Origin of the sequence: Corynebacterium felinum (assembly GCF_030408755.1) — a bacterium.
Classification (GTDB): Bacteria; Actinomycetota; Actinomycetes; order Mycobacteriales; family Mycobacteriaceae; genus Corynebacterium; species Corynebacterium felinum.
Genome location: NZ_CP047209.1, coordinates 693,767 through 707,182 on the forward strand (window position 1 = coordinate 693,767; position 13,416 = coordinate 707,182).

A 13,416-nucleotide genomic window follows, 5' to 3' on the forward strand; every position below is an offset into this window, starting at 1 on the left:
CAATGCCACTAGGGTGCCAGCAACGCTGAGAAAAACCACATCTAGCATTGACAAGAACACCGAACGTGGCGTGTGTGGGTAGTACTGGCAGTGCAAAAGCCACTGATACCGCCATAGCTGTAGTTTATGTGGCATTCGCTCCTGTGGCCCTTGTGCATATTTTAGTTCAGCATGTTGTTGGTGCCCGCCCTGTCGCATTGGTTTTTATAAAGAACTGATTGTCAAAGCCACACGCACATTCGCCAGCGAACGCACCGCGCTACCACGATGGTCGATATGCTTAAAGGCATGGTCGATAATCCATCTTCGAGTGAACAATCCCCACGCACCCCACAACCAGGGCGCCACCGGCGCGACCCCAACCACACCGCCCCTGACAATTGTGCTGACCACGTGGCCTCCGGCACAAATGAACGTGAAGACTCCAACGCCACCATCATCTACCTGAGAAACAAACACGCAGCAGACACGGAAACAGACACCGACATCGCCGTCGACACCAACGCCGAGAACACAGACAGCACCACTCTCGTCGTGCCAGTGCATGTTCGCGACGTCTTCCACGCACCCACCCAAGACGAAGCCCGACAACTCGGACCCGCTTGGGACTATGGCTGGCGTATTGGAAGCACAGTTCTCATCCACGTCGTCCACCCCGACCGCGCCGCCTGGAGTGCCCGCGTGCGTGAAACACTCAAAGTTCACGGCGTGCGTATGGTACGCCCCATCCGCTCCACCGACGGCCGATTCATCAACGCCGGATGGCGCGCCTCCACCTATATCGCAGGCAACCCGGCGCGCCGGGTAGATGAAACAGTGGCAGCGGCATTGCGTTTAGATACTGCGCTTAAAGAAGTGCCAATTCCTGATAGTTTGGTGGCTTGGGATGCCACAGATGTATTCGTGGTTGCTGATCGGGCGGCATGGGTGGAAGAACCTGTGGTTGTGTTAGATCCTGAGATTCCTGCTCATGAGACTGCATTGCGTTTAGTGTCACGAGTGCGGCGTTTTTGGCGTGACTTGGTTGATGCAGATGGGGCTAAGCTACCTGTTCAGGTCACGCATGCTGATATGTTTGCTACCACGATTTATTCTGGTGCGCAGGCGCCAGCGGTTACAGACCTGGTCGGTGTAGTGCATCCGTTTGGGTATACCGCGGCCCAAACTATTGTGGATGCTTTGATGATGAACGCGGTTGATCCAGGAGTGATTGATCGCTATCGACACATTGAGCACTTGGATCAGCTTTTGGTGCGTGCGTTGCTCTACCGTTTGTATGTGCATGCGCTTCACCCCGATGCAACAGCAAATACCGGCACTAACTTGGAATGGGTTACCCAAGTGGTCACAGGGAAGGTGGATGTGAGAATGTAAATTAATGACTGTTGTGCCCGCATCCGATAGGAACACTGTTGGTGAGATTCCCCGCACCCCACAGGTGCGCCTTGTACGTTCTCCGTTTGTCGACGTTCGGCGCGAGTGGAAAAACGACCTCTACCTGAACCAGGAAGGTCTGTGGCGACTTACTGGTGTAGCCGGGTCTGGGGTATCGAGTCTTGTGCTTGATTCTGTTGCGCGACGGATCGAACAAGGTGAAGATCCCGAGAATATCATTGTGATCGCTGCCAGCAAAGATGCGGCGGCACGACTTCGCGCGGGGCTCGTGCGGAGAGTGGCACATCAGCATTATTCCTCCGCTGCAACCATCGTGCGGTCTGTCCACTCCTTGGCATTTGCGCTGTTGCGCAAAAAGTCAGATCAAGCCCTGCGTCTGATTACCGGTGCCGAGCAAGATGCGGTGATCCGTGAGCTGCTCCACGGCGATATCGAATTAACTCAGGCACGACGGTGGCCTGCCGATTGCCGCGAAGGCGTGGGCATGGTGGGATTTGCGCGAGGATTGCGTGATTTTTTGCTGCGTGCAGTTGAGCGAGGACTAGGCCCACAAGATTTAGAAGAACTGGGGCAGACTTATCACCAACCAATGTGGACTGCTGCGGGTAGTTTTCTGCGGGAATACGAGCAAACCATGGCGTTGGGGCAGACTCATTCGCTTTCCGCATCCGAGCTGGTGAGTTTGGTGTTGGAGCACGATTTAGGTGATAGTCCGTGGTCTGCGGTGTTTGTCGATGACGCTCAGCATTTCGATCCAAAATCAGCGGAGTTCGTTGGGCAGTTACTTAAAAATGCGCATTTTGGTGTGATCGCCGGGGACCCAGAGCAATCCGTGTTCCGATTCCGTGGCGCCCGCCCAGATTTTCTTCGTTCCTTCCCCGTAGACCACGAACTGCATCTGTCTGCCTCACACCGGGTGGTGCCAGGAGCACATAAACCCGGTGTGCGCTTTGAACTGTGTCATTCGGTGGGAAGCTTGCATGAACACGTGGCGGACACAGTACGAAGGGCAGCATTGCTTGACGGTGTTGCGTGGAATGACATTGCTGTCGTTGTGCGCAGCTCAAGCGATATTGCGCCACTGCGTCGTGCGTTGTTGGCGGCAGGTGTTCCGGTACACATTGATGCCACGGCGATTGTCTTAAGCCAGCAGCCAGTTGTGTCGTCGTTGCTGATGGCGGTGCGCGCGGCTCGTGAAAGCATTAGTTACAGCGAACTGGAAGAGCTCGCCATCGGCCCTATTGGTGGTGCCGATCCTGTGACCTTGCGACGTTTGCTGCGCGGTCTTCGTCTAGCGGAACTGCGTCGCACAAAAGCAGTGGAATTATCGTTCCAGCAACCTGAGCCGATTCGACGCGCCATTGAAGTGCTGGCGCAGCTGTGTCTTGAACCCAACCCAGACCCCGATTTAGTGGAGATCGTCGAAGAGATCCTTTCCCCGCGTGAGCACGATATTCTCAACCGAATCCGGCAAGTCATTGTTGCAGGTCGTATTGATGGCTCTGTGGAAGAAATCTTGTGGTCAATCTGGGCTGCAACCGGTTTAGGCGAGCATCTTCTTGCAGTCAGTCTGCGGGGCGGGGCTACAGGATCGCAAGCAGATCGTGACCTTGATGCAGCCATGGCGCTTTTCGACGCCGCCGGCGACTTTGCCGAACGTCGCCCCACCGCGAGCATCGACTCATTTGTCGCCCACATCCGTGAGCAAGAACTGCCCACCGGTGTGCGCGACCGTCGCGTAGCAACACCACAAGCCGTCAACCTTCTCACCGCCCACGCCACGAGTGGGCAAGAATGGCACACCGTGGTCATTGCGGGAGTACAAGAATCCAGCTGGCCCTCACTTGGGGAAACAGGTGGACTTTTCGGGCAGGAAGAACTCGTCGATCTCATCGACGACGGCATTGAACCAGGCACACCGATCTCGCGAGTCTCCGAAAGAGTCAAGGAAGAAAAACGTCTCTTCCACATGGCAACCACCCGAGCAACCAAACAGTTAGTCATCGCAGCCGTCGACGCCCCCGATGCCAACGACGTGCAAGAACCCTCACGTTTCCTCCGCGACTACCTCGATGCGCACACTGAACCGGATACGAAAGACTTAACGCCTCACCCAGCTGACAGCGATGATCACAGCGCAGACAAGACGGCGTCGATAAGCGAAAGCACAGAAGAAAACACCTACCGTCGACTTCTGTCAGTACCTGCAATCGTGGCCGAATTACGGCGAGTACTGACCGATCCCCACAGCACCAAGGAACACAAAACCCAAGCCAGCCGACAACTCGCACGCCTTGCCACTGCAGGCGTTAACGGGGCACACCCCGAAGAATGGTGGGGAGTGGGGGGAAGCAGCACCTTAGCCGAACTGAACATTACAACACTGTCTCCTTCACGAATCGACATGGGACTACACTGCCCGCTGCGTGCTGTTCTCGGCACCATCGTGGAAGAAAAACAAACCCCAGTACCCCTGATGAAAGGCACCCTTCTGCATGCCTTCGCCGAAGCAATCGCCAACGGTGCCAACACCGACGAAGCCATGGACAAAGTAGTCCACGCCTACACCCGCATTCAAGAACTACCCGACTGGAAAAAAGACTCCGAACTTAAGCTGTGGCGCGATACACTCCACGCCACAGCCACCTGGATATCGAATAGCCGCGGACGATTCGAAACAGCCGGAGTTGAAGTGCAAGCCACAGTCGAAGTAGCCGACGGAGTTGTGATTAACGGACGCATCGACCGGCTGGAAAAAACCGCAGACGGCAGCTTTCATATCATCGACTTCAAAACCGGCAAACAAGCAGTCACCGCCGAAGAAGCCAATAAACACCCCCAGTTGCTGGCCTACCAGCTTGCTGTGCACCACGGGCATTTTGATGGGACAAAAATCCGCACCGCCACCAACGCAGAACACAGCAGTATTGATGGTGCCAGCCTAATCTACGTGGAACAACACAACAGCAAAGGGATAACGATACGAACCCAAGCAAAGAAAACAGAAGCGGAACTACAAGAATTCGCCGATAGTCTCCCACCTTTAGTGCAGCAGCTCAAAGGGCCCAAACTCTATGCTAGGGAATCGCCCAAATGCAATGGCTGCATGCTCCAAAGCATTTGCCCTGCCAAAGTTGCAGGCAAACAAACGCCCCATCCGACATCTTTGAGCACCTAAGAAGAACGCCACCTGTCCTTAGTCCACAATGAGGGCGTACAACCTTAAGCTTTGCCGACCTCTTTTTTGAAGGTAAACATGAACGTAAACTTTTCGCACACACACGCCGGTATGACAGGTCACAGCAGCATCCGCGTTGATCCTGTCACCCTTGCTGGAATGCTGGGGCAAAAATTCCCGCCCACCGAGCAACAAGCAGAGGTCATCGCAGCCGAATTAGGGCCCATGCTGGTAGTCGCAGGCGCAGGAGCGGGTAAAACCGAAACAATGGCGGCGCGAGTCGTGTGGCTCGCTGCAAACGGAATGATCGAACCAGACCGTGTGCTTGGCTTAACATTTACCCGAAAAGCAGCCCAACAGCTATCCGCACGTATCCGTTCACGACTCCAACAATTAGCAGGTATCCCGGAACTCGCGGCATTAGATCCCACCGGAACACTTGCGCGAAACCTCTCAACCATCGCGCCCACGGTTTCCACCTACGATGCCTTTGCCGGAAAACTCATCGCTGAATTTGGTTTGCTGCTGCCCGTGGAGCCTTCATCACGAATGATCTCCCAAACCGAACTGTTTACAATCGCCTACGATGTACTAGCCAACTATGGGGGTGAACTAGCAAGCTCGTTGAGCATGGATTCGGCAGTATCAAAACTTCTTGATCTCGTCTCCGAGCTGGACAATCACATGGTCGCAGCCCAAGATGTGATTGAAGAAACAGCCCCGTTTGTTGATTTATTTGAGCAACTACCCAAAGCCCCGAGGCAACGCGATCATCTCAGCGCCACCATGGAGAAATACAGGGACACCCAACTGGTGCGGTTGCAGTACTTGCCACTGGCGAAGATCTTGAAGCAACGCCTCAGCGAGAACAACCTCATGACATTCGGCGAACAAATGTCCCTCGCCGCGAAGCTGGCACAGCAGCACCCGAAAGTCGGCAAAATCCTACACAGCCGTTTCGACTGCATCATGCTCGATGAATACCAAGACACATCCCACGCCCAGCGGGTATTGTTGTCGAATCTTTTCCGCGGGCAACCTGTCACCGCCGTGGGCGATCCCATGCAATCGATCTACGGGTGGCGTGGAGCAACCGCTGCAAACCTTGAACGATTCGTCACCGATTTCGTTCACCCAGGCCAACCTGCAGCACCGAAAAAAGAACTCACCATGAGTTTCAGAAACCCACCGGCTGTTTTACAGTTGGCAAACGCCGTAGCCGGAACCGTTTTGGGCCCAGAAAACGACCCCAAACGCCCAGTACAACCACTAGTGTCTTTACCTAATTCAGCACCAGGAGAGGTTGAATTCGGATACTACGCCACCCCAGAGGCAGAACGTGAAGCAGTCGCCGAGACACTTGCACAAGCCTATCGGCAGCGGGAGGAAGGTGAATTTACCGCCGCCGTACTGGTGCGTAAACGCGGACACATGGCACCAATGGCCCTTGCCCTCCAAGAACACGGCGTGCCGGTGGAAATCGTGGGAAGTGAAGGCTTGCTCGACATCCCCGAAGTTGCTGATCTCATCGCTGTAGCCACGATGCTGATTCGCCCCACCGATTCACACGCAGCGCTTCGTGTCTTAACCTCACCCATGGTGGGACTAGGCGCGCACGACCTGCAGATTCTTGCCAAACGTGCCCGCAACTTGAAAGGGCGCACTCAGAGCAATGATGCACTTTCGCAGCCACGAACCCCGATGGAGAAGCTCGAACAGATCATTGCCACCACCGTTCCCGAACCCGAAGAGTCCATCGTGGGGCTTGCCGACGCCGTCGCCGATCTTGGCGAAGCAGAAGGATACACCCTAAAGGGGCGGGCACAACTAGCACGCTTGAGCTCTAAGCTACGCCGACTGCGCACCCAAGCCCTCAACCAGCCACTTCCTGATCTGTTCGCACACATCGAACAGGTGATGGGAATCCGTACAGAAGTGCTCAGCAGGGAAGACCCTCACAAAGATGGTGCGGCAGGAACCTCACACCTCGATCGTTTCCACCAAGAAGTAGCCCAATTCGCACACATACCTGGCACCACCTTGAACCAGCTACTGGACTATTTCGAGCTCGCGCGAGTGCACGATAAAGGGTTAAACCCTGGCGAGGTACATGTACGTGCCGATCGTGTGCAGATTCTGACTGCACATAAAGCGAAAGGCCTAGAGTGGAAAATCGTCTGTGTGCTTCATGCCGACCAAGACACCTACGCAGGCAAAGTGAGCACATGGATTACGGATGAGTCGAAGGTTCCGTCAACGTTGCGTGGTGATGCACAAGAAGAGTTGGACCAATCCGGTGCCCCCATTTTGGATACGTCGTTTCTGGAAAACCGGAAAGAGTTTGCAGACGCGATGAAAGCACACATCGAGGAGTTTAAAAAAGGCGCCGCAGAGGAAAATACGCGACTATTTTACGTGGCGATGACACGAAGCGAACACAGACTTATCGTTACTGCCTCACACAATCCTTCACGGAAAAAACCACTGAAACCTTATGAGCATTTTGAACTCATCGCACAACTGCGCCCTGATGCCGTACAGCAGTGGTTTGACGCGAGTGAACATGAACAGGGCGAGGGACCACAAATGACAGTCCCCGATGGGTACTTCCCACAGGAAATATCCACACCTGCGCTTGAAACAGCAGCCCACAGCGTGACTTCGGCATGCCAACAATTGCCTGAGTTAAATACCGATTACGAAATTTTCACCCAGTGGGAGCAAGACGTCACCGCACTCATTGACGAGCAGCAACGACTCCAAGCCGCACACATAGAAGTAGAACTGTCCTCTGAGCTCACAGCCACAGACATCGTGGCCTTGCAAGACAACCCAGAACACTTCGCCCGCAGGCAGCGACGCCCCATCCCGTTCAAACCCAATACCTATGCCAAACGCGGAACCGCTTTCCACTCGTGGCTAGAAGAGCGATTCTCAGGACAAAGCCTTTTGGATGAAGACCAACTACCAGGCATCGATGAGGACATGCCCGAAGAACAACTCGAACAGCTGAAAGAATCCTTCCTCAACTCACCGTGGGCTTTCCGCACACCAACATACGTGGAACATCCATTCGAGGTTGCAGTAGACGGCATTGTCATCCGCGGACGCATGGACGCCATATTCGACATGGGAGATGGGAACTGGATGATCGTAGACTGGAAAACAGGGCACCCACCAGCCCGCGCGAAACTCGCCACACTGAAAATGCAGCTTGCCGTCTACCGCCACGCATGGGCCACTCTTCATAGCTTGCCACCTCATAAAATCCGAGCCGCGTTCTTCTACGTCAGCGAAGGAATACTCATCGAAGATGAAGAATTACCAAGCGAAAACACGCTGAAAGCAAGCATCAATGAGGTAGTCTCCGTTCCCCAACCCCCTGCCAGCAATCAAGGAGCACACCAGGAAACACAACGCTGATAGCGTGCGAAAAACTGCACGACTAGAGTAACGTTAAACAACTTGGAGAAGACACTCTTAAGCCACCATCAACAGGAAAGGAAGCCGGTATGCCGTCACGACTACCCGACCGATTCCGCGATGAGTTGCAGCGCTCAGAAATCCCCAATCATGCATTACTCAATGTCGTGCACATCCCCGCATCCGCCGCTGCAAGCCCCATCCGGCTCATCATGCGGCGATTCCTCATCGCCCTCATCCTCCTGCTGATGGTCACCCTCATAGCCTATTTCGATGAAGGCGGGTACTCAGAACCCCTCACCTTCATCGACGCTTTGTACTACTCCGCAGTGTCACTATCCACCACAGGCTACGGCGACATCACCCCAGTGACCCAGTTCGCCCGCCTCATCAACATCTTCATCGTCACCCCACTACGAGTCGCCTTCCTGATCCTCTTGGTCGGCACCACCCTCTCCGTCCTCACCGAAGAATCACGCAAAGCCTGGCAAATCCAACGCTGGAGGAAAAAGATGCGCAATCACACCATCGTTATCGGCTACGGCACCAAAGGCCGCTCCGCAGTATCCGCCCTGCTTGCCGACGGCGTAGCCCCCAAAGAAATCGTCGTCATCGACACCGACCGCAGCGTCCTCGAAGTCGCCGAATCCCAAGGACTCGTCACCGTCAACGGCTCCGCAACCCGCTCAGAAGTACTCAAACTAGCAGGCGTGAGCAAAGCAAAAGCCATCGTGGTAGCCCCCTCCACCGATGACACCGCCGTGCTCGTAACCCTCAGCGTCCGCGAACTCGCCCCCTCCGCCTGGGTTGTTGCCAGCGTCCGCGAAAGCGAAAACCAGCACCTACTCGAACAATCAGGCGCCGACTCGGTTGTCATCTCCTCCGAAACCGCAGGCCGCATGCTCGGACTAGCCACCGTCACCCCCTCCGTCGTCGAAATGATGGAAGACCTCCTCTCACCAGACGAAGGATTCTCCGTCGCCGAACGCCCCGTCGCCGAAGACGAAGTCGGTGCAAACCCCCGCCACCTCGCCGACATCGTGCTCGGAGTCGTTCGCTCCGGCGAACTCTACCGAATCGACTCACTCGAAGCCGAAACCGTTGAACCCGGCGACCGCCTCCTCTACGTCCGCCGAGTCTTCAGCGATGACATTAAAGACCACTAAAACCGTGGACTGCTACATCTTTGACGAACACGGGCACACGCTTGTCGACGCCCACGGCACACCCCTGCTCCAACCCGCGAACCCCCGCCGCGAACTCTTCCACACAACAATCAACAACACCCTCGTCGGCGTACAAAGAACCACCCGAACGCACCACATCACACCCCACGGCTACCACTGGCAACGTTGCTTCACCCCAGAAGCAACCCACGCACTCGCACTCCTCAGGCACCGCGAAATCACCCGATTCCACCCCGAAACAGGAGCGCCCCTCAACTTCAGTGGCGTCGCAGGCATCGACATCACCACAACACAAGAAATCTTCCCCCGCATCGATCCTGCCATCATCTGCCTTATCGAACTCCACGGACAGCATCGCATCCTCCTGGGAAAGAATCGACTACGCCCACACTTTCACTCCCTTATCGCAGGATACGTCGGACTCGGTGAAAGCCTCGAAGACGCGGCGCGCCGGGAAGTGTTGGAGGAAACTGGCCGCAGAATCACTGCACTGGAATATAGGGGTAGCCAGCCGTGGCCTTTTAGTGGCTCGATTATGGTGGGATTTAGTGCCCTTACTGTAGATGAGCATCCAGTTGCTGAAACTGATGAGGAGTTAGTTGATCTGCAATGGTTCAGTCGCCGTCAAATAGTTTCTGGTGCCGTGCAGTTGCCGGGATCTGGGACAATTGCGAGACGAATGATTGATTCGTGGGTACAACAAGGCTCAAGAGAGTGACGGTAGAATCTGTGGACTATTTCTTCGAAAGCGACCTTATTGAAGCACTATGGCTATTAACTTGGATGAATTAGATTCTGATCAGCAGATTGCTGCTACCGCACCCCGTGGCCCAGTGGCTATTCTTGCTGGTGCTGGAACCGGTAAAACACGTACCATCACGTATCGAATTGCCCATTTGATTGATCAAGGTTTTGTCAGCCCCAATCGAGTGATGGCAGTGACCTTTACAAAACGCGCAGCAGGTGAAATGGCACATCGTTTGCGCTTAATGGGCATCGGGGGAGTCCAAGCCCGGACGTTCCATGCTGCTGCTATGCGGCAACTTGCCTACTTCTGGCCACAAGTAGCCGGAAACCTGAAGTGGAAACTTCTCGACAATAAGTTCCCATTGGTGGGGCGTGCTGCTCGCGCTGTCGGGGTGGATTCGTCGACGGAAAGTGTGCGCGATCTTCTTGGCGAGATCGAGTGGGCTAAAGCACGGCTAGTTTCTCCAGAACAATACGTTGATTATGTGGCGGATCGTGCGACTCCCATTCCTGCACCCAAAGTCGCTGATATTTATCGCAGGTATGAGGACTTTAAAATTTCGCCCGATGGTATGCTGCTTGATTTCGATGATCTGTTGCTTCATGTTGCCGGTGCAATTGAGAACTCGCTGGCTATTTCGGAGGAATTCCGTGAGCAGTACCGCACTTTTGTTGTTGATGAATATCAGGATGTGACCCCGCTCCAGCAGCGAGTTCTGGATGCTTGGTTGGGCGAACGTGACGATATCACTGTGGTTGGTGATGCTAACCAGACCATTTATTCTTTCACTGGTGCCAGCCCCGACTACTTGTTGAACTTCTCCCGCAAGTATCCCCATGCTACCTTAGTGAAATTGCAGCGTGACTACCGCTCCACTCCTGAAATTACCCGACTGGCTAATACCGTTATTTCCTTCGCAACAGGGCGCGCTGCAGGTACCCGTTTGGAACTTGAAGGTATGCGACCTTCAGGCCCGCAACCTACTTTTGATTCCTATGAGGATGAACCTAGCGAAGCGCGTGGCGTGGCACGTAGGGTTAAAGAACTTTTGGCTCAAGGCATTCCTGCTTCAGAAATCGCTGTTCTCTATCGTATTAATGCACAGTCAGCAACTTTTGAACAAGCCCTGAGCGATGAAGGGATTGTCTACCAAGTGCGTGGTGGCGAGGAGTTTTTCAAACGCGCTGAAGTCCGGCAAGCAATTAGTCAGTTGGTTCGTATTTCGCAGCGCGAAAAGCTCCCCGAAGATCTCATCGGTCCTCAAATCCATACGTTAGTCAAGGCAGCTCTTATCCCGTTGGGGCTCACGGAGCAGGAGCCAGAAGGCGCACAAGCGCGGGAGCGGTGGCAATCGATGAATGCTCTGGTTGATCTCGCTGAGGAACTCGGACATGCTACTCCTGATTTGGATCTGCATGGGCTTTTGCAGCAGCTGCACCAGCGGGCTGAAGCGAAACATCCACCGACCATGCAAGGGGTGACGTTAGCATCGTTGCATGCCGCTAAAGGCTTGGAGTGGGATGCTGTTTTTCTTGTCGGGCTCACCGATGGATCGTTGCCGATCTCTCATGCTATTAAGGCAGGAGATGAAGCTATTGAAGAAGAACGTCGACTGTTTTATGTTGGTGTAACTCGTGCCCGCGAGTATCTTTTCCATTCGTGGGCGTATGCACGTCAAGAAGGCGGGAGAGCTAGTCGCAAGCGCACGCGCTTCCTTGATGGGATTGTTGCTGAGGCAAAGCCTGTTCATCCACCTCAACGCGGTAAGCGTTATACGCATTGTAAGAGCTGCAATGCTGTGCTTCTGGAACCAAGCGAGAAGGCAGCAGGACGATGTTCTCAGTGTCCGCCGACTATGGATGAAGCTGTCTTTGAAACACTTCGGCAGTGGCGTTCAATTGTCTCACGGGAACAGAATGTTCCTGCGTACGTAGTATTCAGTGATGCTACGCTTTGCGCTATTGCAGAAAATATGCCACGTAATGAGCAAGAGTTGTTGAGTATTTCGGGTGTAGGCCCAGTCAAGGTTGAGCGCTATGGGCAGGATATTTTGGACACCATTGCCCAGTTTTGCTAAGACAAAAGGCCCCTCACCAGCCTATACCGCTGGGAGTTTAGGGATTAGTCTCAACGAGGTTAGACCTTCCCTGCGCAGATAGTTTTGCAGAGGGAAGGTCTAGGCATGGGGTGTTTCACTTCTGTCTAGGAGCCAAACCAGAACTGTTCTAGTGACAAACGGTTAGAGTTGGGATTGCTGAATTCCATTCGGCCGGCGCAACAGGAAACGAATGCCCCTTCATGTGGTCATGGCTTTACGTGGCGAAAAGTCTGAGAGTGCTAAAGACTTCAACTTGCTTGTGTTTTGCGCTTACTTGACCAGCAAATAGGGCAAATAGGATGTGGTTCGATCGTCGTTTCGCGTGATGATCCATGGAAGGGCTGAACTTCGTACATTGCACTAATTTTCAGTCCCTCAATCGTGACGCCCGGTGCGGGGCAATGTGGTTGAAACAGTGCTGCAAGCCGAGAGGCCACCGCATATTCCACGATTGGGTTGGGCACAGGAGAAATTGGGACTTGCCGACACAACTTTTTCCAATCTGGATCAACAGAAAGCCGGTATAAATCTACGCACTGAATACATGCTCCTTGCTCTGCAACACGAATGGGGCCGATAACCCCGGTTGAATCAAGAATCGTTACAGGTACGACAGTGGGCCACCGGCACAGCGTATCCCTTACGGTTCGTACCTCTCCTAGTTTATTGACTGGGATCACGGGGATGTCTTTTCGCAAACTGGAAAGAAAACGAACGCTGGATTCACCGAGTGTCGGACGCCGTACGGAAAAACCGCTCTCACTCAAAACTTTAGTGATTGTTCGCGCTAATGAGCTGCTGCCTAAAACCGCAACGACGTTTTTTACTGCGGGAATCAAAATTCCATGATTTTGTAATTCTTCAAGGAATAGTTGTGTAGTGGGTGCATCCAGACCAGCCATTTCAAGGCGTTCTTGCAACGCAGAAATAGGCATAGGATTACGACAGCTTCTCATTAACGAAGGAAGAACTTTCGCCAAGCGGGGAGGCGGCTGAAAAATGCCAGCATTTCGGGAATCCAAACCGAATTGGATGGTTTTATCACTACGGATGAACACCGAAGCAGATGGGCTTAAAATAACCCTGTCGCGGGAATCTTCTTCGTCATCAGTAACGAGCGGGCTAGGTATTGCTGCTAGAACTTCCCTGGCGGTAGGAATCCGGGAAAGATTGGGGGTAACCTCCGATGGCTTAGTTTGTGTAGCAGCATGAGCTTCGGAGGGGGAGATGTTGGCGATCTTAGAGACCAACTTATCCGGTGTATTCACGATATATCTATTGGAACATATTTTGCTTCACTTGTCGCATCGAAAGGGGAGAATTGTTCAAAGAAGCATGTCAGAGTGTGTTTTGCTTCCTATTTTAGTGCGGTGAGTTGCTGTGTTAG

Annotated in this window: 7 protein-coding genes; 6 read left to right on the forward strand and 1 reads right to left on the reverse strand. The window is 53.9% G+C overall.

All coding sequences use genetic code 11. The features are described from left to right. Positions 1 to 276 precede the first annotated feature (276 nt). From CFELI_RS03115 to CFELI_RS03140, 6 genes are all read left to right on the forward strand, one after another. Complete coding sequence (locus CFELI_RS03115) at positions 277 to 1,374, forward strand: TIGR02569 family protein (RefSeq protein ID WP_277104742.1); 1,098 nt, start codon at positions 277 to 279, stop codon at positions 1,372 to 1,374. A gap of 4 nt (positions 1,375 to 1,378) precedes the next feature. Then, complete coding sequence (locus CFELI_RS03120) at positions 1,379 to 4,573, forward strand: ATP-dependent DNA helicase (protein ID WP_277104743.1); 3,195 nt, start codon at positions 1,379 to 1,381, stop codon at positions 4,571 to 4,573. A gap of 78 nt (positions 4,574 to 4,651) precedes the next feature. Beyond that, positions 4,652 to 7,996, forward strand: coding sequence for an ATP-dependent helicase (locus CFELI_RS03125; RefSeq protein WP_277104744.1), 3,345 nt, complete (start codon positions 4,652 to 4,654; stop codon positions 7,994 to 7,996). A gap of 89 nt (positions 7,997 to 8,085) precedes the next feature. Continuing rightward, positions 8,086 to 9,162 (forward strand): potassium channel family protein, encoded by a 1,077-nt coding sequence (locus CFELI_RS03130; RefSeq protein WP_277104745.1) that lies wholly within the window; start codon positions 8,086 to 8,088, stop codon positions 9,160 to 9,162. After that, positions 9,143 to 9,901: an NAD(+) diphosphatase gene (locus CFELI_RS03135; protein WP_277104746.1), complete on the forward strand. Its 759-nt coding sequence runs from the start codon at positions 9,143 to 9,145 to the stop codon at positions 9,899 to 9,901. Before CFELI_RS03130 ends, CFELI_RS03135 begins: the two co-directional genes overlap by 20 nt. 49 nt (positions 9,902 to 9,950) lie before the next feature. Further along, positions 9,951 to 12,008 carry an ATP-dependent DNA helicase UvrD2 gene (locus CFELI_RS03140; RefSeq protein ID WP_277104747.1) on the forward strand — a complete coding sequence of 686 codons (2,058 nt, stop codon included), beginning with the start codon at positions 9,951 to 9,953 and terminating at the stop codon, positions 12,006 to 12,008. A gap of 269 nt (positions 12,009 to 12,277) precedes the next feature. Here CFELI_RS03140 and CFELI_RS03145 read toward each other — a convergent pair whose 3' ends face one another. Beyond that, positions 12,278 to 13,297, reverse strand: a complete 1,020-nt coding sequence (locus CFELI_RS03145; protein ID WP_277104748.1) for a hypothetical protein — start codon at positions 13,295 to 13,297, stop codon at positions 12,278 to 12,280. Positions 13,298 to 13,416: the final 119 nt, after the last annotated feature.